The sequence below is a fragment of the Wolbachia endosymbiont (group A) of Pherbina coryleti genome (assembly GCF_964026875.1).
GTDB lineage: Bacteria > Pseudomonadota > Alphaproteobacteria > Rickettsiales > Anaplasmataceae > Wolbachia > Wolbachia pipientis.
In genome coordinates this window covers 696,752-720,487 of the sequence record NZ_OZ034706.1, presented here as the reverse complement: position 1 = coordinate 720,487, position 23,736 = coordinate 696,752, and the positions used below count along the sequence as shown (strand labels likewise).

23 protein-coding genes are annotated in these 23,736 nt (G+C 34.7%); 18 read left to right on the top strand and 5 right to left on the bottom strand.

Annotated elements, in window-relative coordinates:
• Positions 1-7: 7 nt before the first annotated feature.
• From AAGD87_RS03610 to AAGD87_RS03600, 3 genes are all read right to left on the bottom strand, one after another.
• A complete protein-coding gene (locus tag AAGD87_RS03610; protein WP_264374889.1) occupies positions 8-484 on the bottom strand; it encodes a hypothetical protein in 477 nt (158 codons plus the stop codon).
• Positions 481-1,707 (bottom strand): DNA modification methylase, encoded by a 1,227-nt coding sequence (locus AAGD87_RS03605; RefSeq protein ID WP_264686022.1) that lies wholly within the window; start codon positions 1,705-1,707, stop codon positions 481-483. The genes AAGD87_RS03610 and AAGD87_RS03605 overlap by 4 nt, the downstream gene beginning before the upstream one ends.
• Positions 1,708-1,827: 120 nt before the next feature.
• Positions 1,828-2,277, bottom strand: coding sequence for a crossover junction endodeoxyribonuclease RuvC (locus tag AAGD87_RS03600; RefSeq protein ID WP_264377085.1), 450 nt, complete (start codon positions 2,275-2,277; stop codon positions 1,828-1,830).
• Between the two features lie 263 nt (positions 2,278-2,540).
• On the opposite strand from AAGD87_RS03600, the gene AAGD87_RS03595 reads away from it, so the two are divergent.
• The 6 genes from AAGD87_RS03595 to AAGD87_RS03570 all read left to right on the top strand — a co-directional run bounded on the left by AAGD87_RS03595 (position 2,541) and on the right by AAGD87_RS03570 (position 10,580).
• Positions 2,541-4,655 (top strand): AAA family ATPase, encoded by a 2,115-nt coding sequence (locus AAGD87_RS03595; RefSeq protein WP_264377290.1) that lies wholly within the window; start codon positions 2,541-2,543, stop codon positions 4,653-4,655.
• 1,361 nt (positions 4,656-6,016) lie between these two features.
• On the top strand, positions 6,017-6,541 hold the full coding sequence (locus AAGD87_RS03590; protein ID WP_007301868.1) for a sigma-70 family RNA polymerase sigma factor: 525 nt from the start codon (positions 6,017-6,019) through the stop codon (positions 6,539-6,541).
• A 60-nt stretch (positions 6,542-6,601) separates the two neighbouring features.
• The gene (locus AAGD87_RS03585; protein ID WP_012482039.1) at positions 6,602-7,426 is read left to right on the top strand and encodes an ATP-binding protein; all 825 of its coding nucleotides are present in this window, start codon (positions 6,602-6,604) and stop codon (positions 7,424-7,426) included.
• Between the two features lie 16 nt (positions 7,427-7,442).
• Positions 7,443-8,249: an AAA family ATPase gene (locus tag AAGD87_RS03580; protein WP_264377289.1), complete on the top strand. Its 807-nt coding sequence runs from the start codon at positions 7,443-7,445 to the stop codon at positions 8,247-8,249.
• A gap of 39 nt (positions 8,250-8,288) precedes the next feature.
• Positions 8,289-8,789, top strand: a complete 501-nt coding sequence (locus AAGD87_RS03575) for a hypothetical protein (protein WP_007301871.1) — start codon at positions 8,289-8,291, stop codon at positions 8,787-8,789.
• A gap of 42 nt (positions 8,790-8,831) precedes the next feature.
• The gene (locus AAGD87_RS03570) at positions 8,832-10,580 is read left to right on the top strand and encodes an AAA family ATPase (RefSeq protein ID WP_012482040.1); all 1,749 of its coding nucleotides are present in this window, start codon (positions 8,832-8,834) and stop codon (positions 10,578-10,580) included.
• 6 nt (positions 10,581-10,586) lie between these two features.
• Here the strand turns inward: AAGD87_RS03570 and AAGD87_RS03565 are convergent, their stop codons facing one another.
• On the bottom strand, positions 10,587-11,723 hold the full coding sequence (locus AAGD87_RS03565; protein ID WP_007303017.1) for a hypothetical protein: 1,137 nt from the start codon (positions 11,721-11,723) through the stop codon (positions 10,587-10,589).
• The gene (locus AAGD87_RS03560; RefSeq protein ID WP_007301877.1) at positions 11,665-12,876 is read right to left on the bottom strand and encodes a hypothetical protein; all 1,212 of its coding nucleotides are present in this window, start codon (positions 12,874-12,876) and stop codon (positions 11,665-11,667) included. Before AAGD87_RS03560 ends, AAGD87_RS03565 begins: the two co-directional genes overlap by 59 nt.
• 140 nt (positions 12,877-13,016) lie before the next feature.
• Here AAGD87_RS03560 and AAGD87_RS03555 point away from each other — a divergent pair, with 140 nt between their 5' ends.
• From AAGD87_RS03555 to AAGD87_RS03500, 12 genes are all read left to right on the top strand, one after another.
• Positions 13,017-13,700 carry a hypothetical protein gene (locus tag AAGD87_RS03555; RefSeq protein ID WP_341817775.1) on the top strand — a complete coding sequence of 228 codons (684 nt, stop codon included), beginning with the start codon at positions 13,017-13,019 and terminating at the stop codon, positions 13,698-13,700.
• 6 nt (positions 13,701-13,706) lie between these two features.
• Positions 13,707-15,662, top strand: coding sequence for a DUF4815 domain-containing protein (locus AAGD87_RS03550; protein ID WP_341817774.1), 1,956 nt, complete (start codon positions 13,707-13,709; stop codon positions 15,660-15,662).
• A 20-nt stretch (positions 15,663-15,682) separates the two neighbouring features.
• Positions 15,683-16,876 carry a hypothetical protein gene (locus AAGD87_RS03545; RefSeq protein WP_341817773.1) on the top strand — a complete coding sequence of 398 codons (1,194 nt, stop codon included), beginning with the start codon at positions 15,683-15,685 and terminating at the stop codon, positions 16,874-16,876.
• 4 nt (positions 16,877-16,880) lie between these two features.
• Positions 16,881-17,081 (top strand): hypothetical protein, encoded by a 201-nt coding sequence (locus tag AAGD87_RS03540; RefSeq protein ID WP_341817772.1) that lies wholly within the window; start codon positions 16,881-16,883, stop codon positions 17,079-17,081.
• Positions 17,078-18,349 carry a hypothetical protein gene (locus AAGD87_RS03535; RefSeq protein WP_230609034.1) on the top strand — a complete coding sequence of 424 codons (1,272 nt, stop codon included), beginning with the start codon at positions 17,078-17,080 and terminating at the stop codon, positions 18,347-18,349. Before AAGD87_RS03540 ends, AAGD87_RS03535 begins: the two co-directional genes overlap by 4 nt.
• 6 nt (positions 18,350-18,355) lie before the next feature.
• On the top strand, positions 18,356-18,910 hold the full coding sequence (locus AAGD87_RS03530; protein WP_341817771.1) for a hypothetical protein: 555 nt from the start codon (positions 18,356-18,358) through the stop codon (positions 18,908-18,910).
• A gap of 33 nt (positions 18,911-18,943) precedes the next feature.
• Complete coding sequence (locus AAGD87_RS03525; RefSeq protein ID WP_341817770.1) at positions 18,944-20,122, top strand: phage tail sheath subtilisin-like domain-containing protein; 1,179 nt, start codon at positions 18,944-18,946, stop codon at positions 20,120-20,122.
• A gap of 11 nt (positions 20,123-20,133) precedes the next feature.
• Positions 20,134-20,640, top strand: a complete 507-nt coding sequence (locus tag AAGD87_RS03520) for a phage major tail tube protein (RefSeq protein WP_341817558.1) — start codon at positions 20,134-20,136, stop codon at positions 20,638-20,640.
• Positions 20,641-20,722: 82 nt separating this feature from the next.
• Positions 20,723-20,980, top strand: coding sequence for a phage tail assembly protein (locus AAGD87_RS03515; protein WP_341817559.1), 258 nt, complete (start codon positions 20,723-20,725; stop codon positions 20,978-20,980).
• Complete coding sequence (locus AAGD87_RS03510; RefSeq protein ID WP_341817560.1) at positions 20,977-21,108, top strand: hypothetical protein; 132 nt, start codon at positions 20,977-20,979, stop codon at positions 21,106-21,108. The genes AAGD87_RS03515 and AAGD87_RS03510 overlap by 4 nt, the downstream gene beginning before the upstream one ends.
• Positions 21,090-23,375, top strand: a complete 2,286-nt coding sequence (locus AAGD87_RS03505) for a phage tail tape measure protein (protein WP_341817769.1) — start codon at positions 21,090-21,092, stop codon at positions 23,373-23,375. Before AAGD87_RS03510 ends, AAGD87_RS03505 begins: the two co-directional genes overlap by 19 nt.
• On the top strand, positions 23,375-23,722 hold the full coding sequence (locus AAGD87_RS03500; protein WP_262986492.1) for a phage tail protein: 348 nt from the start codon (positions 23,375-23,377) through the stop codon (positions 23,720-23,722). The genes AAGD87_RS03505 and AAGD87_RS03500 overlap by 1 nt, the downstream gene beginning before the upstream one ends.
• Positions 23,723-23,736 lie beyond the last annotated feature (14 nt).

The following is a 23,736-nucleotide window of genomic DNA, read 5'->3' as shown; positions in this document are numbered from 1 at the left end:
TTTATATTTAAAATTTAGTGTTAGATAATTCTTCAAGCGAGTTTGTAATTTCTTCAGTTAGCGCCATATGAATCTTTTCAGTGTCACTCAGTGATGCAAGCAGCGCTGAAACTCTATTTGGAATATTAAGCAGATTATTACGTACAACTCTTGCTACATTAAATGCTTCGTTTTTCACTTCCTCTACTGCTACAAGCTCTCCTATTTCAGCCTTAGCTTTCGCCTCAAGCAGTTTACCTCGTTCCATTTCATTTTTTATTCGCGTTTTTAGCAACATTGTGGAAAGTTTTTCTCCGTTTTCTGAATAGTTTTTTCTTCTCAATGGTTGACTTGGATCTCTTATTGCTGCCACCGCTTCATTTGCCTGTTCTCTATTGATCAAACCATTCTCCAACTCAACTATTCCTTTTTTTACTAAATAACAGACATATTGCTTTGAAAATCCTTGTTCTCTTGCCCATTCTGTTTGTGTTATTAATTTCACTTTTTTTGCTCCTTTTTTTCTTCTTGAATCTCTTGAAAAGTTTTACCAGCACCAGAAAGAATTGCCTCCCTGCCTGTATACACTTGCCAACGTTTTATCGTTACATCTACAAACTTTGAATCTAGCTCTATTGTTCTACAAATTCTTCCTGTTCTCTCACATGCAATCAGTGTGCTGCCAGAACCGCTAAATGGATCAAGTACTATGTCTCCAGATCTGCTGCTGTTTACTATCGCTCTCTCCATTAGCTCTACTGGCTTCATCGTTGGATGTAGTGTATTATGTGTTGGCTTATCATAAAACCAGAGGTCACTTTGATTTCTACCTCCATACCACTCACGTTTATTGCCACTTTTCCATCCATAAAGCATTGCTTCGTATTGTCTTTGATAATCTGATCTTCCTAGCGTAAAGTGATTCTTTGCCCAAATGATAAATGTTGACCAACGACCACCTGCTTCCTCAAATGCTTTTTGCAACGTCGAAAACTCTGATGATGATGTGCAGATGTAAATTGCACCTTTCGTATATGCTAAAATATTGGAACAGATGTAGTAGAGAAAAAGTTCGTACTTTTCACCTTGATTATCGTTTAATATCTTTTTGTCTTCTCTCTCTTGACTGTTACCATATGCTACGTTATACGGAGGATCACACACAGTAATATCTGCCATTTTATCATCTAACAGCGCTTTATATGATTCAACTACAGAGCTATCACCACAATAGATTCTATGATCACCTAAAATCCAAAGATCACCTGGTTTTGTTACTTTTTTGTCATCAATAGCTAAGTCAGAAAGATCTTCTTTTTCACTATCTAAATCATCAAGGAAATGTTGAACTTTTTCTAATTCAAATCCAGTCATTTTAAGATCAAACTGTAAATCTTCTAACTCTTGAATTTCTACTTTCAAAAGCTCATCATCCCACTTTGCCCAATTAGCTGATTGATTTGCCAGTAATCGAAAAGCTTTAGTTTGTGGTTCATTTAAATTATCACTTAAAACCACAGGAATACTTTCTATACCAAGTTTTCTTGCTGCTTTCAGTCTTAAATGACCATCAACCACAGTTCCATCGCTTTTTGCAACTATTGGTATACGAAAGCCGAATTCCCTGATTGAAGCACACATTCTATTTACTACATCGTCATTTTTACGTGGATTACGCTCATATTCGATGAGATTTTGAGTAGGATAATAGTGGATTGCTAAATTCATATAATTACTGTACTAATTAAAAAGTTAATATTCAAAATATCTCTGACGCTAAAGAAGGCCTGGGGTCAGCACCACCAAACCCGCCATTATGGCCGAAAGGACCCACTTTTTATGAGCTTATTAATATCTTTCCATAACATAGAACATCAAAGCTAAAGCATCTGCTTGATTATCATCTCTAGGTGAAAAACCTTTTTCACGTATCGCTTCAATAACTTCACTCTTACTTGCATTGCCTTTGCCTGTGATAAAGCGTTTTATAGTCTTAACAGGAACACTCTGATAGGGAATATGATTCTCTTCACACCAAGCAGAGAGAACTGCAAGAAAACCACCATAACAATGCGCTGCATCAGTTCCAAGGTGTCTTCTCACTTCCTCAAAATAAACTGTTTCAATACTTGGAAATTTTTCTTTCATTTCATTCAACCACTTACGAAAATTTAGAAATACCATGCCACCTCCACTAAAACGACTAGTATGAAAACTCTCACTGCCACTTTGAACTATTCCATCATGTAGAATAGCCCATCCGGTTTGTTTCCCTAAATCTAGTGTTAGTATTGACATTCTGTAAGATATTTGTTTGGAGGTAGCCTAAGCAATAACATGGACACTTAAGTTACCTCTTGAAAATAGTGGGAGTGAAAATTACGAGTTTCAAACTTTCATACCCCTCTACTAATTATATATCGCAAAAACTTCACAGAATGTTCAAAAAAATATTATTTTTTATGTTTTTTCAAATTACGCTGAACAAATTCATTTCATTTTGCGATTAATTACTTATGAGGAAACAGAAAAAATCCCTGATAAGTTTTAATGGAGAATTTATGAATATTTCATGCGATTTCAACAATACTATTTCACAAAGTTATCTACCATCATCAGAAGAAACAGCGAACATAAAATTAAGGCTTCTGGCCGATCTCAGATCTTGTCTTTCTTACTTGCTACCAAATGGGGTTTTTCATGGTAATAGGTTTTATGTAGGTGATGTACATGGTAATCGAGGAAAAAGTTTAGTAGTAGAATTAACTGGTAGTAAAGCTGGGCTTTGGAAAGATTTTGCAACAAATCAAGGTGGTGATATTATTGATCTTTGGGCAGAAGTACACTCCAAAACAGAATTTCATGAGATAATGGCTTCTATAGCTGAGTGGCTTGGGTATAACAAAAAATATACAGAGAAGCAATACATTGACGAAGACTTTGAGAAATTTATTACCTACAGTTGGAATTATTATGATGAAAATGGTCAGGTGATTGTAAAAGTTTACCGTTCTGATTTTCCTGGAAAGAAAAAAGTATACAAGCCTTTTAATGTTAAAACGTTGAGTTATAAAGCACCTGATACAAGACCACTATACAATATCCCTGGTATTTTGAAGTCTGATAAAATCATTCTTGTTGAAGGTGAAAAATGCGCAGAAGCACTAATAGAAAAAGGAATTACTGCAACAACCACAATGTCTGGAGCAAATGCAGATGCGGACAAAACTGACTGGTCACAACTTAAAGGCAAGCATATTGTTATTTGGCCGGATAACGATGAGCCTGGTAAACAATATGCTGAAAATGCTACTACAAAACTTCTCAGCTTAGGTATTGCATCGCTTTCTATAGTCAAAATTCCAGAAGGTAAACCAAAAGGTTGGGATGCTGCGGACTATGTACAAGAAAACACAAATGTTTCTGACTTCATTGAAAATAACTTGAAAAAGGTAATTATTAGACCACCACTGAACATTTTAGACTGGAGTGCAGATCGTTTTGTAGGTCCAGTACCAGAGCAAAAGTTTCTTGTTGAAGGAATATTTCCTTTGGGTGTTACTTCAATAGTAGCTGCTATGGGAGATACAGGTAAGGGTATGCTACTCCTCGATTTGGCGCTTAAGGTTGCAAGTGACACAGATCAGATATGTGGTTTTGGTTCACCTGTTACTGAACATGGATCAGTAGTAATCTTTTCAGCAGAAGATGATGCAGGCGAGGTACACCGTCGGCTTGAACGTCTTGATCCTGAATGTAAAAGATTAAAATTTAAAGATAAGCTGTTTATAGTACCACTACCAAACGTAAGAGGATCACTGACAATACTGAGAAGTATTCGTGGTAAAATTATTGAAGTTTCGCCTGAATTTGAGTCTATAATAAAACAACTTGATAAAATTAAAGATCTGAAATTAGTTGTGTTTGATCCTCTTGCATCGTTTATTCATGCAGACATAAATGCTGATCCTGCTGTAGGAGATTATCTAATGTGTTTATTGTCTGATTTAGCATGTAGTACCGGAGCTTCGATAGTTACTGCTCATCATCTGAGAAAACCAAAAGGAGAAAAGCCTATATTAACTGCTGAACAAGCACGTGATGCAATTAGAGGCACATCTGCTCTTGTTAATGGTGTCAGATGCTCATATGCTTTTTGGCCAGTAGAAGGTACAGCTAAGCCAGAGATCTTTCAATCAATAGGAGAAGCTCCAAGACAGAATGCGTTATTTTATGGAGCAGTTGTTAAGGCAAATGGTTTAGCTGACCGAACTGTACGTACTTACCTGAGAAACCAAGAAACAGGGCTATTAGAAGATATAACAGTGCAACTAAAAGGTAAAAATGCTAGTGAAAAAGACCTTAAAATGTATCTTGTTGATGCAATTGCAAGATCTGCTGTTGCAGGGCATCCATTCACTCATACAGGAAATACAGGAGTATACAAACAACGGCACAGATTACCTGATATTCTTCATGGTCTAGGGAGAGATAGACTAGAGCGTATAGTACAAGAACTTCTACAAACAAAGAAGTTAGTAAAAGGAATGTCTACAGGCTCGAGAGAAGATAAATGGCTTGATGTTAGAGAAGGCCCTTTTGCTCGTGGTGTTGGAAAATTTACTCATGGAGCTGAAGGTATTATACCAAATCTCATTTCTAACAAGACAAATTAGAAACAGCCCTTTTTGACTATAATTGAAGAGTTTAAGCAAATTCATAATATGTTCTATTTGTCTTTCCAATAACAAAATTAGTTGTAGATAAAATTACGGGTAAGCTCTTCAAGCATCTGAGGGTTTACCCTATTTTTTTATTACAAGCATTGGAATACATTATATATTATAACTTCAACTAGAAGTTGATAGAATATATAAAAAATCATACCACTAATAATTGAATTATGTTCCTATTCCTGCGTTACTGAATCAGTAATCAGAAATTAAGGAATGAAAAATACCTCTAGAAACCTAAACTTTATACTCTCTATTCCTAAAAGTGTTCCTAGAAAGCACCCCTCTAAAGTTGGCCATTATGGCTGATTCTACGTTCCTAAAACCCTTATATTATTATATAATATATATGAGTAATAAATAAAAGTAATAATAAATATAAATAATAGTAAATTACAAACAGTATAAAATGTTAATGAAAGTAAAAAGACTACAAAAATATTACTAAGATATTTAAATTGAATAAAAAAGAACAAATGACTGACAATAGCGTTTTTAAAAGATTCTACGACTTTAAGGTCAATTATACTACCTTGAACTAAAGAACGCTTATAAACCACATTAAAACCGATTAAAAGGCAATTAACACTACATTTTAACTTCGCAAAAGATTCCTACCCAACTTTATCATGTTTTATTTTAGTTATAAAGAAATTTTTTTTAAAGCTGAATTAACTTGAAAGAACATAAAAAACCTAACAAACAGTGGAAGGATAAACATGCTGAGTTTTAAAATCAAAGTCTTTAGTAGATTTAAAAGGCCTAATCATTTTTGTCTTTTTGATGAGCTTTATCGAACCAATTTTAAAATTATTTAAACTTTTTTTGAAAAATTTCCGGAAAAAGTTGTGACTAATCCGGTATAATTATTATAGAGGACTATGAATTTTAGATGCTCCAGAAAGAAGCGGTTAAACAAATGCTTAGAAAAAAATAAAATGACCTTCAATTGCGTTTCAAGACGATTCTGTAATGAATTATACCACCTCTATGCAATAACGCTTGTTGTTTGTAAAGAAATTTCTTACAAGCCTGACAAAAAAATTCACCTTTCTTTATAGGGTTAAAAAAGTTTTATAAAATCTTTAATTCTTTAGTAGAAATCTTATTGGATCAACCTATTTTTCTTCTTTTCACCGAACCATGTCTGAACAAATTTTTCACATGGGGGATGCTTCAAGAAAAAAGGCCAGAATATCAATAGTTTTATTTTTTCATATGGGGGAACGAATTTTTCCCATGCCGTACAAAGTGAGGTTAAAACCCTTCATCCTTATTCCTTTCAATCTTTCATGGAGTGCTATATGCAATCTAAAAATAAATATCCTGGTATTGATCCTTCAATCATTAAACAAATACGAAAACGTGCTAGACAAATTAAATCTTATAAATGCTGTGTTAATTCTGATATTGAAGATATAAAGCAGCAGCTCTTATGTGAAACTTGGTCTGATTTAAGCCAGTATAATGGTGAAGAAAGTGGTAGAAATGCATTTATTCATAGTGTCATAAAAAACCATGCAATAAGCCTTCTACGCAAACAATCCTGTGCTAAACGTGGTAGTAAAGCAGGCGTAGCATTTGTTGATATTACTGACTTGGATGATGTTATTGATGAAAATAGTAATTTTGCAGATAAAGTAGCAGCTAGTGTTGATATAAACGAAGCAATTTCAAAACTACCAAAGCTCTGGCAGGACATTTGTTATCAGCTTGAATCTCATAGTATCTCTGAAATCGCAGAAATACATGGAATATCTAGAACAACCATCTATGACATTAGAGAACAAATACGCGCTAAACTTGCTCATCTCAAAATATATTTATGAAAATTTTTGAACAAATCGTCGTCATTTTGCGATTACATATTATGAAGGGGTAATAAAACTATGACTTTAAAAATAATAAATAGTGAACAAAGAGTAAAAATGGTAACAGGTGTGAAGATAGTAATCTTCGGACCATATGGAATTGGTAAGACCAGTCTGCTTAAAACTTTGAATGAACCGACACTTTGTCTTGATTTTGAAGCTGGGCTACTTGCTGTTCAAGATTGGCAAGGGGATTCTATAAGTATTCGTACCTGGAATCAAGCTCGCGATATTGCCTGCCTAATTGGTGGACCTAATCCTGCATTAAAATCTGATTCAGCATATAGTCAAAGACACTATGAGCATGTATTCAGTAAGTACAAAGATCTAGAATTCTCTAAATATAGCTGTATTTTTATCGACAGTATTACAGTAGCCTCGCGGTTATGTCTTTTATGGGCAAAAATGCAACCAGAAGCTTTCTCTGACAGAAATGGCAAACAAGACATGAGAGCTGCATACGGGTTACTTGCTCAAGAAATGATGGCTTGGCTCAATCAGTTTCAACATATTCCCAATAAAGATATCATTACAGTTGGTACGTTAGGTCAATATTTAGATGACTTCAATCGCCCAACTTGGCTACCACAATGCGAAGGAGCTAAAACTGCCAGTGAAATACCTGGTATTGTTGATGAAGTAATTAGCATGGTAAGCATCAAGAAGGATGATGGTACAGAGGTACGTTCCTTTGTTTGCCATACTATTAATTCTTGGGGATATCCTGCTAAAGATCGTAGTGGTTGCCTTGATATGGTTGAAGAGCCGCATTTAGGTAAATTACTTACAAAAATCAAAACTAAAACCTTTTCTACTTCTACTCAATTTATGCCACACAACTAACTTTTGGAGGTTACATATGTTACAAGACTTTTTAACTACTGGTCAAAAGATTCCCTTTTTCAGTATGAAAGAATATTTGAATGACCAATCACCTATACCGAAAGACATCGTCTCACCAAGAATTTTAACTCAGAGAAGTTTATTGGTTCTAGGTGGCCCTCCTAAAATAGGTAAAAGTGACTTTTTGATCTCTTGGCTTGTCCATATGGCTGCAGGTGTTTCTTTTCTTGGTATGACTCCAAGTAGACCTTTGAAAATCTTCTACATGCAAACTGAAATTGAATACGAATATATGAAGGAACGTTTGCAATGTCTTCAACTTGATCCAGAACTTTTGGCAATAGCTGCTAATAACCTAATAATTACGCCAAAAGTGCATTTATCATTTTGCCATGAAGAAATAAATTACATAAAAGAAATTGCGAAGGAACGCTTTAAGCCTGATATTTTGGCAGTGGACCCTCTGCGCAAAATCTTTAGTAGTGAGTATGGCAATGAAAACGATAATAGCGCTATGCTATTCTTTCTGCAAAAAACTCTTGAAAAACTACGTAATGCTATTAACCCAAATGCTGGAATAATATTAACGCATCACACGAAAAAATTATCCAAGAAAATGCTCGAAGAAGATCCATTTCAGGGCTTAAGTGGTGCTGGATCTCTCAGGGGATTTTACACTACTGGCATGGTGATGGTTGCTTATGATGAGGAAAGTACCAGACGTCAAATAGTATTTGAGCTACGCAATGGTGAACGTGTGCCAAATAAACTTATCGATAAGATCAACGGTAGCTGGCAGCTTCTTGATCAATGGAATAACTGAGCTTTTTTTAAAAATCAATTGATATATAGGGGGCAACTTATGCTGCAAGATTTTTTAACTGATTTCAATAATGCGAAACTACAGAGTAGTTTAATACCTAAAGGTACAATAGTCAAGGTAAAAATGGCAATTAAGCCTGGTGGTTACGAAAATTGGTTCACTAAAAGCTATGATACTGGCAGCATCTATTTAAACGCTGAATTTACCGTCATTGAAGGTCCATACGCAAAATGTAAGATTTACCAAATAATTGGTATTAAAAGTGGCAAATCAGAAGGTAAAGAAGATACTTGGGGAGAATCTGGACGTTCTATGATTCGCAGTATTTTAGAGTCAGCTCGTAATATTCATACAAATGACACATCAGAAAAAGCAGTTCTTGCGCGAAAAATCAACTCAATTGCAGATTTAAACGGCCTGGAGTTCACAGCAAAAGTAGGCATTGAGGCTAATAATACCTATGGAGATAGGAACAGAATTGCTACGGTCATTACTCCTGAACAAGAGAAAAATTCAGACGCTGATTGGATACCATTCTAAATAAATTGCAACTATTTTTATAGTAAATTAATCGGAGGTTACATGGAGTTTTGCATTACTGAATCAAGACAAGAGATAAAAATGTTATTGGCTCACAATATTAAAGAGTGTCTGTCTTACTTATTGCCTGGTGGTAAATTTGGTTATGGGTTCTATTCTGGAAATATTAATAAAGACCACTTGATGGTAGTGGCAGAAGGTAAGCAAACTGGCACTTGGTATAACTGTGATAAGAAAACTAACGGAGATATTATTGAACTCTGGAGCATAATAACCAATAAAACTGATTTTTCTGAGATTACCAGCCTTATAACCAAGTGGCTTAGTGAGCGTATAATAGCAAAATATAGCTACCTTGATAAAAATAATGAGGCTATAGCTTATGTTTATTTGTATAAAAACAATTATAGACATATATGGAATCTAAGAACCTCTAGGAATGGTCTGAAGCCATTATATAACATTCCCGGTATTATTAAGTCTGATGAAGTGATTATAGTTAAAGGTGAAAACCGTGCTGATAGTTTAATAAAGAGAGGTTTTACAGCAACAACTGCAATAGATGATGATATTGAGAAAACGGATTGGTCTATGCTAACAGATAAGCATATAATAATTTGGCCGGAAAAAGATGAACAATATGTTAAAAAAGTAGCAGTGGAACTAGACAATTTAGGTATGTCCTGTGAGAATCCTGAAAGTTTAGGTATATCATCTGAGAACCGTGAAAGTTTAAGTGTATTATCTGAGAAAAAAGCATTTCCTGCTAGTCATTATCTAAATGATAAATCTCCATCACCAGAGGATATAATTTTACCGAGAATTCTTACTCCTGGAGGACTTTTACTACTTGGAGGAGCTCCAAAGGTTGGCAAGACTGATCTACTGCTTTCTTGGTTAGCACATCTGTCAGCGGGACTACCGTTTTTGAGTATGGTTCCAATTAGACCATTAAAGATCTTTTATCTTCAAACTGATCTTGAATATCCCTACATTAAGGAACGGCTACAACAATTGAAATTTGATGATAAATCTCTAGAATTAATATCAAAAAATTTAATTATTACACCAAAAACAAGCTTACTTTTGAATTCTCAAGGAGTAGAAGAAGTAAAAGATATTATAGCAGAGAGACTAGACGTTAAAACAGTTGATATCATTGCTATAGATACACTACGTGGTGTTTTTGATTTCAATCAATATAAAGGAGAAAATAGTAATAGCTCGATGTTTTGTTTTTTAAAAGATAGAGTTGAAAAATTGAGGTCTATAACAAACCCTAGTTGTGGAATCATTTTAACGCACAATACTAACAAGGTATCGAAAAAGTCATTAGTAGAGGAACCATTTCAAAACTTTAGCGGAGCATCGGCTTTAAGAAGTTTTTATACTTCAGGGATAATGATGATCAAGCCAAACGGAGAACAAAATACTCGTCAATTGATATTTGAACTTAGAAATGGTAAATCTATTTTACCTATGCAGATCGAAAAAGTAAATGACAGTTGGCAAACTGTATCAGAAAAACCAACTGTAAAACAACGTCGAAAAAAAAGTTATGACATCATTTTACGGTTAATTAATGAGAGAGCAGCTAAGGGAAAATTTTATACTAAAAGCCAATTTTGCTATTTATTTGAAGATACATTTGGTTTGAAGAGTTGTCATTCCATTCGTAGATATGTTAACGCATTAGTTGCTTCAGGTTATATTAAATTCTATGAAAAAGAAATACCAGAGCGCGTAAAAGTTATGAAAGTGGCTGAGCATTTAACGAGGAGAGATATTTAATAACACTCATTTTTTAAGAACAATAGTAAAAGGATTAAGCCTGTAGCCATATTCCTTAGTACCTATCCCTGACCATGGCAGAGTTTGAATAATATCGTCTTTTTTGACATTTAAACCTAAAGTTATAGCCAATTTCTCTGCTATAGTTTTTTGCATTCTATTTATTGGTTTGCGAATTTGTTGTTCAACATCGTGAATGTTTTCTAAGCGATTTGCAATTTCTCCAACGTTTAAAGTTTTGTATTGCTCTGGAGAAATTCCACTTTTAAAGTCATGAAAAAATTGATCTAAGAAAATAAAAAATATTCTTCCAGACTTTGACTGTGTTTCGATAACTCCTATACCATTAACACAAATGTCATTGCCTTTAATATGGAGCTGAAAAGTCTTTTCTGCTGGAGTAGACTTAGTCTGTTGCAATGGAATGTAAGAATAGCAATTGAATGCCTGAAAAGAAACATTAGGTAATAATTCTGGTACTCCTTTTTCTACTGTTTGATGCAATACTTCATTTAAACTTTGATCTTCGCAAATTAGATCTGCTATAGGAACAATGTGTAGATTCAGTGGTGGCTTAAGACTCTCCTTATTAAAAGTTATTAAAGCAGTAGGGGTGGTTTTTAACTTATCCACAGCAGAGTATGAGTTATCAGGACAGCATTCGGGAATAATTAAGCTGATAAGGCTTGTGTCAACAATAACATAATAAACTCCGGTTGCTACTTTATTACAAGTAATCTTTAAACTTGCTAATTGCTTTTCAAACCATTCTATAACTTTCAAATGATTAACTTTTACCTCTAAAGAAAAGTAACGCTGTTTTTTATAAGTATCAGGTAAAATATCACGTTCACAGAGGTCACACATTATTGGGTTATCATAATCTTCATCATAATCGCTGACAATTTCTAATCTATTGTTGCAGAAAGGATTTATTACATGAAAATCAAACTCATCTTCATCATTAGCACAGATTATAAAGTAATATTCTCTTAAATTTACAAACCCAAGACTTGACAGGTATTGTGCAACTTCTAAATAATCTCTGCTAGGTGTATCATAAGAGTCACTCCACCGTAGCAGATTAGTAACTATTTGCCTGTAGAAAGTTGGATTTTGCTTTTGACAGAATGGTAAGTCCATAAGTATTGGAAAACATTAACTTAAAATCTTCACGTTCTTTTTTATCAAGTACGTGTTCTGAATAATTGATCGCTATATAGTCTGTATTGGCATGAAAAGATAGAGTAACTTTTTTGTTTCTAAATATCACCTTTATATGTTGAACAAGACTAATATTGTAGATTATACTGCCAATTGAAGGCTCTAACACCTTTAACCACTTTTCTATGGAATTTGTGTTTAATGTAAAATAAGTGCTTGGTTCAGGTGACGTAAACTTTAATTCAATTAATTTGATGTCTTTTATTAATTCATGTACACAGTCAGTCAAGAATGTACGCACTTGGGCAACTTTATTCTGATTACGTAGATTAATAAATGAGCATTCACGTTGAAAATATCGACTGGCAATGCTGTTTGCTATTTCTAAGCCACGTTTGAGGTTTTTAGTACACAAATTTACCTGATTGCTATTTAAAGAGAAGTCAAGAATAATCCAGTCAGGTTTGTAACCGTGTATTACTTGGTTTGAGCTAAGTACCAGGTCTGAATCACTAGCACGACGTATAAATAAGTAAATGCGGTCTTGGTAGTAAAAAAAACCTTTGAACTTACTTTCAAAGTTGTCATTTGCTAGAGAATCATGTTGAGTTAATATCTCTCGCAGTACCTCTTTCGACAAAAAATCTTTAAATGAGCTCTGTCTTTGTCTTGGAGGATTATTTAAAATAAATGATGAAAAACTTCTTTTTTGAACTTTATTAAAAAGAAAGACGTGCTTCAGCAAGTTATGGTCAATAAGAAAGAGAGTAAATAGTATAGATTTTTTATCATATTTTACATCGCCACTCAATATAGGCTTTGCTATCTCAATTATGGCTGAATCAGACTTCAAACGGCTAAAGTAGCTGATTAAATAATAATTAGGTAAATAATCAAGGTTGCTGTCGATAAGGAATTTACGCTTTTGCTGAACTGACCTATAGTCATAATAAGGACTATTATCAAACAAATGCTGTTGATAATTGAAGTGTTGTTTAAGAATAACATTTAATTGCTTATTATTAAGAGAGTTAATCCAACTTTTGCACAAATCAGGATTTTGAAAACTCAATAGTAACTCAGTAGCAGGAACTTCAAGATCATCTTCCCAGAATTCTTGATTGGCAATCATTATCCAAAAGAAAAAATATTATGACAACTGTAGTATATTAAACAGTTGCGTCAATACTACCATAAAAAAATAATAAAAAAAAATTGAACAAATTGAAGAGAAAAAGCGATTATATATAATAGGAGGGTTGAAAACAGATAATGTCAATTCTAACGCAATCAGGCAGAGCAGCAATAGCAGCCAGCATAAAAAAGCAATCTATCCATCTTGCTTGGGGAAGTGGTGATGGAAGCTCTGGAAATAGCCATAAAGTAGAAAAAACTTTCGTTAAGGGTGAAATAAAACTTGATCATCAACCTGTTAAAGATGTGAAGGTTGTTACAGGACAAACAATGCATCAGCCAAGTGTTGACTATACAGTTGATAGCAGTACTGGTGTAATTAAACGTACGGAAAATAGCTCTATTCCAGTAAGTGATAAAGTTACCATAGAGTACATTCAAAGCACACCACCTGAACCTATAAATTCTATAAAGCTCTTGAATGAACTTGGCAGACGTACTGCAGATGAAGTGCTATTCTGCACAGGTGATGAAAACGGCGAACTTATAACTCCTTCTGGAAGGTTTAGGCCTTCTGATGTACCAACCAATAATCTTTTTCTCAAATTCACTTTCGATTTCACGGATGCAGCAAATCGAGTAATCAGAAAGCTAGGGGTTATGGTTGGTACTAAAGTAAAAAAAGAATTACCTGAAGGACAGAGATATTTTGAACCTCAAGATATAGAAGACCATGGGATTTTATTGGTTTTGGAACATACCGTACCACTTATCAGAACATCTGCAACTCGGGAAACTTTTTCATTTGTTGTAACTTTTTGAAACAAAATGACTTTAAACGCCTATTATAACCGTTTTAATCCTGACAAAGAATACGAAAAAAGCTTGTTCCTGGCAGGAAGAGGTTTACAGTCTGCAGAATTAAATGAAACTCAGGAGTATGCTCTCTCTAAGCTTAAAGGCATAGGCGATGCAATATTTCGTGATGGCGATGTTATAACAGGAAGCAATTGTATTATAGATGGGGAAACTGGTAAAGTTACACTTGAGTCAGGAAAAATCTATCTTCGTGGAGCAGTTAGAAAAGTAGAAGCAAAAGAGTTTGTTATTCCACTGAGTACCACAGTGCGTATCGGTGTTTATTATCTAGAATCTACGATTACAGAACTTGAGGACGAAAATCTTCGTGATCCTGCTGTTGGTACACGTAATTATCAAGAAGTAGGAGCTGCAAGGCTTAAAGTTTCCACCATTTGGGGTTATCAAGCAGAAGGTCTTTCTCCACGTTTTTCTGTAAATGGCGAATTTTATCCAATTTATAACATTGAAAATGGAGTATTGATAGAACATTCACCGCCACCACAAGCAAATATAGTAACTACTGCGCTTGCTCGTTATGACAAAGAGGCAAATGGTTCCTACGTTGTAAATGGCCTTGAAGTGATGTTCCTCCACAAAGAAGAAAAGGGAGAAGAAGGGGTAAAAAAAGGTAAAAAAGAAATATTTGTGATTAATGAGGGTAAAGCTCATGTTGATGGCTATGAGATTGAACTTCCTCACAGTATTCGTGTTTCTTTTGATGAAGATCCGGATATAAAATCAGTTGAATCAGAACCACATACTTTTCAGCCAAATAGCCAAAGAGTAATGGAACTTAAAGTTAATGATTTTCCAATAAGTGAAATCAAAAAAGTAGATATAACCGTTCAAAAAACCATTACCATTACTCATGGTTCATATTCAGGAGCTGTTGATCCAATACCTGACTCTGCGGTACTTGAGATTATTCAAATTAAACAAGGCAATGTTATTTATGAAAATAGTATAGACTATAAGTTAAATGCAGGAAACGTTGATTGGTCATTACCAGGTAAAGAGCCAGCTCCTGGAAGTAGTTATCAAATAACTTACCGCTGTCGTACTCATGTAAGCCCTGAAGATATAAGTGAAGAGGGATGCAAAGTAAAAGGAGCAGTTGATAACAGCTTGGTTCTGATTGATTACACCTGGAAAATGCCCCGCTATGATTTAATTACTATCGATAGCAAAGAAGCAGTAAGGAGAATAAAAGGTATAGCTCACCCTTGGCGACCATCAATGCCTAAAGCACCTAGCGGACAACTTTTGCTCTGCTACATTCATCAGACATGGAAAAACGGAGAAAAAGAAGGGGTAAAAATAGTGAATAATGCTATTCATGCTGTACCGATGAATGAGCTTGAAGCAATGAAAAAAGGAATAAATGATCTTTATGCACTTGTTGCACAGGAGCGTTTACGCAATGATGCAAATTCAAGAGAACCTACCACCAAAAAAGGAGTATTTGTTGATTCGTTCTTTGATGATGATATGCGTGATCAAGGAATTTCGCAGACTGCAGCAATAGTAAACAAGGAACTAATTTTACCAATAGATGTAACGATTGCTGATATTGATGGGGGAGAAAAAACTTATTTATTGCCATATAAACTTGAGCCGGTACTGGAGCAGCTTTTACAGACCAAAGGAGAAAAGATCAATCCATATCAAGCTTTTGATCCAATACCGGCACAAATTACTCTAAATAAAAACATTGACCACTGGACGGAGGTTACCACGAATTGGAAAAGTCCAGTAACCAGAGTATTTAATATTACGGAAACAACAGAGCTGCTGTCAAGTACTTCATACGAAACTGAATTTATGAGAGAAGCAGTACAGAATTTTGAAATTGAAGGTTTTGAGCCAGGTGAAAAGCTTAAGGAATTAAAGTTTGATGGAATTTTTATTCAACCTCAAGCATAGAAAATATTTGAAAGAAAAACATGATCGCAACATTTATTGCTGATAACAGAGGAAAAATAAAAGGAAGATTTACTGTACCAAGAAACATTCCTGCTGGGACTAAGTTAGTGCAGTTCTTCGGTGATAAAGGCAGTTATGGAGAAGCAACTTATACTGGTAAAAAAACAATTACCATAGAGGAAAGAAGAAGAGTTATCGCAGCAAGAAGAGTTGATCCTTTAGCCCAGACATTTACACTAAATGAAAGTAGGCACATAGGAGGTGTAGAGCTATGGTTCACAAATAGCGGCAAAAAACGTGTTGTTGTGCAGATTAGAGAAACAGCAGTAGGAATGCCCTCGCAGACTGTCATTGCTGAAAGCTATATTGAGCCAAAAGATATAAAGATAGATGGCACAGCAACACGTATAGAGTGGTCACCAGTGTTTTGCCATGTAGGACAAGAGTATGCAATAGTTTTACTTACCGATGACGCAGATACTGCAGTAAAAATAGCAGAACTTGGCAAATATGATGCAGTAAATAGCCGTTGGGTAACAAGTCAGCCTTATCAAGTAGGAGTATTACTATCATCAAGCAATGCAAGTACCTGGACTCCACATCAAAATTTAGATTTAACGTTTCGATTACTAGCTGCAAAATTTAGCGAAAATTCTCACGTTATTGATCTTGGTAAAGTTACTGCAAACAATACTTCAGATTTAATTGTTTTGACGAACGTCGAAAAAGTAGCATTTGATACCAATGTAGAATTTATTCTGACAGATGAAGAGGGAAGAGAAAACTTTTTGTCTGATAATTTGCCGCTCGCACTGCGTGAAAGATTATCTGGAGAGCTAACGGTAAAAGCAAGCCTAAAAGGAGGGCGAGAGAAAAGTCCAGTGCTATATCCTGGGTTACAGCTAGTTATGGGTAATCTTTCAGAGTCTGGAGATTATGTTACAAGAAGCATTACAGCAGGGGCTAATACTAAGATCACCATAACATATGATGCGCTAATACCTAGCACTGCAGACGTTAAAGCATATGTGCAAAAAAATGTGGATTGGCAATTAGTAAATTTAACATCAGGAAAACCAATAGGGGAAAATTGGGTAGAGAGGACTCATGTACTGACAAACTTTAATGCTAATGAGACAAGAATAAAATTAGTTTTAAGTGGAACGGTTATCTATCGTCCTAAAGTAAAAAATTTGCGAGTGATTATTACTTGAATCAATGCCAAATGACCAAACCAAACGAGGATATCCTTTGCCACATCGAGAAAATATTGCAGTGGAAGATGTAGTACGTATTCGAAAAGCTATAGAAAAAATAGATGAAGATATTACCGAAAGAGAAGATAAACATAATCAACTTAAAAGTAATTTTGAAAGATTTAGCTTTGAATCTTTTTTAAATTTGTGGGGTAATGAATGACAATTGCCAAAGAAGTAGTTTATGCATTGCATCAGAGACTGAAAGATCTATCTGTAAATGCTACCCCTGATCAACTCGCCTATCTCGCAAAATCTCTAGAGTCTATTGCTGGGCAAAGTACAGTACTTGATATTGTACAGATGACTGATGCAAAATTAAAAGAGCTTCTTGACAGTAGCACAAGTCATTTAAATAAATTAGATAGTAGTAAAAACAATGCATTAGCGGCAATCTCTGAATTAGAAGGAAAGTCGTTAAAGAAAATAGATGAAAAAGGAATTACAAACTTATCACTACTTGATAGCAGAAAAGATTCACATGTTGCCACCATCAATAATGCCGGAGACTTAAATAGCATAAGAAACACATTAAATAGCCTTAAAGCCATAAGCGATATACCAACTGGTTCATCAATTATGAAGGAAATAAAAACCAGAGAAGACCAATTAAAAACACTCACAACTAAATTTAACTCGATTAATGATGTGCCAAATGGGTCATCAATTATAAAAGAGATAAGAAAGCGCAATATGGTTGAACCTGAATCATTACCTTTTCTGTTCGGCATTCTTAATCGATATAATGACTATGGTTGGTCTGATGATAATGGCTATTTCAAAACAGAATTAGGGCAGTGGTATAAAGATACAGCAAAAACCGACTATATGCTGCAGCTCCTTGCAGGTAGTAATACTTATGATTGTACGTATTCTAGTTTTTATCATCCACCACAGTTGTACTTCTTACAAGGAAGTAACGGTAAATTTCTGTACAGAAAAGCATTTTTACGTCGTAGTCACAGCTCAGATCAATACAGTTACCCATATGCACTACTTGGAGTAATATTTGTAAAAAACACTACAAACAGCGATAAAACGCGAACGCTTCATTTTAGTGGTTCATCACGTTGGAGTTCAGGATATGAAGGAGCAGGGTTATTCGTAGGAACACCTAGTCACGTTAATACTAATAAATCGGCAATTTCAGGAATAACTTGGACAAATATTTACAACTACTCAACTAATTCCGCAGTATTTAGTAGTTCAAATAATATTACTGTGCCAGCAAATAAGACAATAGCAATTTTATTTTACGCATCGCCATATTTTTACACATCTGATTATCACCATTACAGTTGGTTTATGAGGTGGAGTATTTATAACTTTCGGAGCAATTTTTTAACTACAGGGCTTGAGATAGATGTGGAAAGAACGCTAAAAGCTTGGCAATGTCCTGGATTATCTAACACGCATGAGATTTGGAGGTAACAAACAATGTCTATCTACATTAGATTTGAAAATGATAAACAAGTAGAAACAACAATACTTGAAAGCAAGCCAAAAGGTAAAAATTGGTATGAAGCGCCAAAAGATTTTGATTGGCAAAAAAGCTATTGTTTAACAGAAGGAGGCAAAATTGCTCAGCGGAATCAAGAAGATATTGAATTGGAGTTATTGCAAAATGCGAAATTTTCTGCACTTTCTAATCTTCGTGCTTATTATGATAACTATACTAACCAATACACAGGACATTCTCACCAGAAGTCTAAGTCGTATGCGATACAAGCGAAAGCCGCAAAAAGCATTCTAGCAGACCAAGATGAAAAGGATAAAGAAATTATAGAACCTTTAGCAAAAGTCCGTGGTATTACAGTTATCGAAATGGCAAGGATAATCGAGGAAAAAGTGAAAAAAGCAGTAAAAGCGATAGTGAAATGCGAGGAGTTGGAAAACATGGCGAAGAGGAAAATTGAAGAAGCTAAAAGTGAAGAAGAACTGCAAACTTTGCTAGATGATTGTAAACAAAAAATGCAAAACCTAGAAACTTAAATTCTTTTCAAAAATCAGCGTGCAAGGAAAAAAATGACAGAAGAATTTTTGCACGGAGTAAATGTTATAGAGGTAACCTCTGGAGCAAGGGCAGTACGTACGGCTAAATCATCAGTGATAGGTGTAATTGGTACTGCACCTGAAGCAGATGAGCAAAAATTTCCGCTAAATAAACCAGTGTTAATTGCAGGAAGCTTAAAAGAAGCAGCAAGACTTGGAAAGAGTGGCAGTTTACCTTCTGCAACAAACGGAATATTTTCCCAAATTGGTGCAACAGTAGTAGTTATTCGAGTTAAAGAAAGTGAAAACAGCGATTCAAAGCTCAAAGAAAGTGAAACTATCCAAAATATAATTGGCGGTGTTGATAAAGAGACTGGAGAGTATCAGGGGATAGAGGCATTCCTCAGTAGTGAAAGCATAGTTCATATTGCTCCAAAAATATTAATTGCACCTCAGTTTACTCATCAGTTACCTGAAATAGATGGAGTAAATCCAGTAGTGAGTGCTTTAATTTCCATAGCAGAAAAATTAAGAGCAATTATTGTTGCAGATGGACCAAATACTAATGATGAAGAAGCAATAAAATGGAGAAAAAGTGTAGGCAGCTCAAGAGTTTACGTAGTTGACCCTTGGGTTAAGGTATTTATTGAAGGAAAAGAAGGAACCTTGCCAGCAAGCCCATTTGTAGCTGGTTTAATAGCAAAAGTAGATAGCGAACAAGGATTTTGGCACTCACCTTCAAATAAAGAGATAAATGGTATTGTTGGAACAAGCAGGCCTATTGATTTTACGCTCGGTAATACAAATTGTAGAGCAAACCATTTAAATGAAAATGAAGTAACAACGATAATTCATCAAAATGGCTATAGGCTTTGGGGAAATAGAACATGTTCAAACGATTCGAAATGGGCTTTTCTATCAGTAAGGCGCACTGCAGATTTAATTAACGATAGTTTACTTCGAGCTCATCTCTGGGCAGTTGATCGCAATATCACAAAAACTTATATAGATGATGTGATTGAGGGGGTGAATTCTTACCTTGCAAGTTTAAAAGCGCAAGGAGCAATTATCAGTGGAAAATGTTATGCAACTCCCGAACTCAATACACCGGCAAATATTGCAAGTGGAAAAGTATACTTTGACTTTGAGTTTACACCACCATATCCGGCAGAACAAATAATATTCAGGTCTCATCTCGTAAATATAAGTTAGGAGAAAGCAAAGTGTTACCGAAAATACTGAGAAATTTTAACGTATTCGTTGATGGTCGTGGTTATGCAGGAAAAATAGATGAAATAACCTTGCCAAAACTTACCATAAAAACAGAGGAATACAGAGCTGGTGGTATGGATATTCCAATAAATATTGATATGGGCATGGAGAAGCTTGAAGCAGATTTCACTTTTTCTGAATACGATACAGAGCTCTTTCGGCTATTTGGGTTGATAAATGGAAATTCAGTAGCTTTGACGCTAAGGGGCGGATTACAAGGCAGCGGAAACAATGATATTGAAGGAGTAATAATCAATTTAAGAGGCATTTTTAAAGAGTTTGACTTTGGTAACTGGAAACCTGCTGAAAAAGCAACGCTGAAGTGTACTGTAGCTGCTCATTACTATAAACTTACTATAGGTGGTAATGAGTTAATAGAAATCGATGCTGAAAATATGATTAGAAAGATAAATGGTGTTGATCAAATGGCACTACTTCAAACGGTGCTTGGAATATGAAGATTTTTAGAATTCTATTTTTTAGATGTTGATCAAATAGTTACAACATTTTACAAGATTTTATTTTTTATAGGAGAATTTTATGCAAACTATAACACTAAACAACCCAATTACAGTTGATGGTATTTCTGTCTCAGAACTTACCGTTAGACGTCCAAAAGTTAGAGATTATCTAGCTATTGAGAGACTTAGTGGTAGTGATCTAAGTAAGGAAGTAACTTTGACTGCCAATTTGACATCAGTTGCAAAAGAAGCGATTGAAGAGTTAGATATTGCTGATTATGTAAAAGTACAAGAGGTATTAAAGGATTTTTTTTCACCGATTATCCAAAAAACTTGAGATTAGAAATACTAGTGCTTGGCTCTATCATAGGTGGTGGAGTTGAGCACATTCTTGATATGGAGATTAGTGAATTTATCTTATGGCATAAAGCAGTGAGGAAGGTACAATGTCAACATTATCTATAAAAATCGGAGCAGTTTTAGATGGAAGTTTTAATACTGTAATAAAAGGAAGTAGTAGTCAACTTACCCGTCTTGGTGAGAATATAAGAAAGCTTGACTCATCTTTAAAATCAGTATCAAAGTTTAAGCAGTTGGGTCATGATGTTTTAACTAGCAGAAGGTCATGGAAGGGCTTTGAAGATCAAGTAAAATCTTTAGCTAAACAAATGAAAGCAATAGAGAAACCGAGCAAAACTTTAAAAGCAGAATTTGACAAGGCCAAAACCTCCGCAACAAAAGCAAAAGAAGCATATTTGAAAAAGAGAGATGCTTTACATTCATTCAATGAAGAAGTAAGGAAAAGTGGAAGAAATATTAAGTACTTAGTAAGTGACCAACATAAACTTGGCTCTTCTATTGAAGTATTAAAAGGTAAGTATGGTAAGCTTGGATCTGCAATACGTAGTCACCAAAGTTTTTTAGCAAGCAAAGCACATTTTAAGTCACAAATAATAGAAACAATTGGGCTTGGATTAACGCTTGCAGCTCCAGTTAAAGTTGCAATTGATTTTGAATCGGCTATGGCTGATGTAAAGAAAGTAGTAAGGTTTGATAGTAAAAAAGATGAAGCTAATAAATTTGCTCAAGAGCTCAAAAAGTTGTCTCGTGAAATACCCTTGTCAGCTGCAGAATTAGCACAAATAGCTGCAAGTGGTGGTCAACTTGGTATTGACAAAAATGATCTTATAAAGTTTACAACAGTAGTTGCCAAAATGACCACAGCGTTTGATATGTCGGCAGAAGAAGCTGGTAATGCTATTGCGAAAATATCCAACGTCTATGGAATTAAAGTTGATGGTATGGAAAATGTAGGTAACATAATAAACCATCTCTCAGACAATACCGCTGCTAAAGCACAAGAAGTGGTTCTTACATTAAATAGAATTGGTGGTAATGCTAAACAGTTTGGTTTAGAAGTTGATCAAGCAAGTAGCTTAGCAAGTACGTTCATAAGTTTAGGTAAACAACCTGAAAAAGCAGCAACTGCTATAAATAACTTTCTTAGTAAACTACAGACTGCAAGAGAGCAAAGTCCTGAATTTCACGATGCATTAGATGAGATGGGAACAAGTATAGAAGAGCTCGAACAAACCATTAAAAAAAATCCTCAAGAGGCAATATTACAATTCCTTGAAACTTTAAAAAGAATAGACGATCAAGAGCGTGCCGGTATTCTTATGAATCTATTTGGCGCTGGGTTTCAAGATGACATTGCTCTTTTAGTAGGAAGCTTAGACATTTATAAGAAAGCTATTGAACAGGTAGCTGATAAAGGAAAGTACCGCTCCTCAATGCAGAAAGAATTTGAAAATCGGGCAAACACTACAGCTAATAAATTACAATTACTTAAAAATGCAGTATTTGAAGCTGGAATGAATCTAGGGTCAGTGATGTTGCCTACTTTAAATTATGTAGCTGGAAGTTTGAAAGCAATAACAGAGCGTATAGCTTCTTTTGCAGAAAAATATCCAACTTTAACTACAGTAATCATGAGTACTTTAGCAGCTTTGATAAGTTTGAAAGTCTTAGTAGTGGGAGTAGGCTATGGAATTACTTTATTAGGAAGTACAATTTTTGGTCTTAAAGCAACGATATTGGCAACATTTTCATTTTTATCAGCTATAGTTTTCCCTGCAGTAATAACAGGGCTAAGAGCAATAACACTAGCTGTAATGACTAACCCAATTGGACTTTTAATAGCGAGTCTTGTTTCTGGTGCAGCTTATGTTCTAACTAACTGGCAAAAAGTGAAAGACTTTTTCTCTAGCTTTTGGAAATCACTCATTGAACCTATAGGAAAAGCTTTTTCATGGATGGGAAATACAGTTAGTAGCATATTTGCTGAGAATAACCCGATTAGAAAATTTGAAAATAATGGAAATTTTGTTAATAAGCTTTCTAAAAATAGCATTTTCAGTAACGGAAACCCATTGACAAGTAATAGTGCTATTAAACAATTTTCAGAAAATAGTAAAGGCAATTTTGAGAGTTTTAAAGTTAAAGGTGTTATAGAAGAAAAAAGAGCTATAGAACAAGAAGAAATTGAGAAAGCATTCAAGAAAAGTAGATATGAAAATAGGGAATCTAAAGTATATAACCAAGCATTCTATCAAACGTTTAATATCAACATTAAGTCTGAAGATGTCCGCAGCGTTGCTGATGCAGTAATAGAACGATTTAGAGAACAAGCACGTGGGGCACTTTTTGATATAGTTGAAGAGTTACATTGATGTTGCTTGGAAAATGTAAGCTTGAACCAATAAGCCTAAGATACAGTAAAGAAAAAAGGTGGTATACAATTGAATGTATTGAAAAAACGTCGCTACAAAACATTGGTTCAGGAATTGAATGTATTGATTTAACAGGAGTGATTTATTCACGTTATCAGAGTAATGGCTTAGAACAGCTAAAAAATATACGTAACACTCAAGAACCACACGTTCTAGTTGATAATTCAGGAAGTGTATTTGGAAATTTTGTCATTACTAATGTAGAAGAAAAGCAGATATTATTTTTTCCTGATGGAAAACCGAGAAAAGTTGAGTTTATTTTGAAGTTAAAAAGTTACAGTAAGTGATTTATTATTACACG

What these genes read in the sequence shown, in the direction of transcription:
- AAGD87_RS03540 (WP_341817772.1), top strand. Translation starts at nt 16,881, where the DNA reads ATGCCAAATGACCAAACCAAACGAGGATATCCTTTGCCACATCGAGAA.
- AAGD87_RS03580 (WP_264377289.1), top strand. Translation starts at nt 7,443, where the DNA reads ATGTTACAAGACTTTTTAACTACTGGTCAAAAGATTCCCTTTTTCAGT.
- AAGD87_RS03565 (WP_007303017.1), bottom strand. Translation starts at nt 11,723, where the DNA reads ATGGACTTACCATTCTGTCAAAAGCAAAATCCAACTTTCTACAGGCAA.
- AAGD87_RS03505 (WP_341817769.1), top strand. Translation starts at nt 21,090, where the DNA reads ATGTCAACATTATCTATAAAAATCGGAGCAGTTTTAGATGGAAGTTTT.
- AAGD87_RS03545 (WP_341817773.1), top strand. Translation starts at nt 15,683, where the DNA reads ATGATCGCAACATTTATTGCTGATAACAGAGGAAAAATAAAAGGAAGA.
- AAGD87_RS03570 (WP_012482040.1), top strand. Translation starts at nt 8,832, where the DNA reads ATGGAGTTTTGCATTACTGAATCAAGACAAGAGATAAAAATGTTATTG.
- AAGD87_RS03605 (WP_264686022.1), bottom strand. Translation starts at nt 1,707, where the DNA reads ATGAATTTAGCAATCCACTATTATCCTACTCAAAATCTCATCGAATAT.
- AAGD87_RS03585 (WP_012482039.1), top strand. Translation starts at nt 6,602, where the DNA reads ATGACTTTAAAAATAATAAATAGTGAACAAAGAGTAAAAATGGTAACA.
- AAGD87_RS03575 (WP_007301871.1), top strand. Translation starts at nt 8,289, where the DNA reads ATGCTGCAAGATTTTTTAACTGATTTCAATAATGCGAAACTACAGAGT.
- AAGD87_RS03600 (WP_264377085.1), bottom strand. Translation starts at nt 2,277, where the DNA reads ATGTCAATACTAACACTAGATTTAGGGAAACAAACCGGATGGGCTATT.
- AAGD87_RS03525 (WP_341817770.1), top strand. Translation starts at nt 18,944, where the DNA reads ATGACAGAAGAATTTTTGCACGGAGTAAATGTTATAGAGGTAACCTCT.
- AAGD87_RS03590 (WP_007301868.1), top strand. Translation starts at nt 6,017, where the DNA reads ATGCAATCTAAAAATAAATATCCTGGTATTGATCCTTCAATCATTAAA.
- AAGD87_RS03530 (WP_341817771.1), top strand. Translation starts at nt 18,356, where the DNA reads ATGTCTATCTACATTAGATTTGAAAATGATAAACAAGTAGAAACAACA.
- AAGD87_RS03550 (WP_341817774.1), top strand. Translation starts at nt 13,707, where the DNA reads ATGACTTTAAACGCCTATTATAACCGTTTTAATCCTGACAAAGAATAC.
- AAGD87_RS03595 (WP_264377290.1), top strand. Translation starts at nt 2,541, where the DNA reads ATGAATATTTCATGCGATTTCAACAATACTATTTCACAAAGTTATCTA.
- AAGD87_RS03515 (WP_341817559.1), top strand. Translation starts at nt 20,723, where the DNA reads ATGCAAACTATAACACTAAACAACCCAATTACAGTTGATGGTATTTCT.
- AAGD87_RS03500 (WP_262986492.1), top strand. Translation starts at nt 23,375, where the DNA reads ATGTTGCTTGGAAAATGTAAGCTTGAACCAATAAGCCTAAGATACAGT.
- AAGD87_RS03560 (WP_007301877.1), bottom strand. Translation starts at nt 12,876, where the DNA reads ATGATTGCCAATCAAGAATTCTGGGAAGATGATCTTGAAGTTCCTGCT.
- AAGD87_RS03535 (WP_230609034.1), top strand. Translation starts at nt 17,078, where the DNA reads ATGACAATTGCCAAAGAAGTAGTTTATGCATTGCATCAGAGACTGAAA.
- AAGD87_RS03555 (WP_341817775.1), top strand. Translation starts at nt 13,017, where the DNA reads ATGTCAATTCTAACGCAATCAGGCAGAGCAGCAATAGCAGCCAGCATA.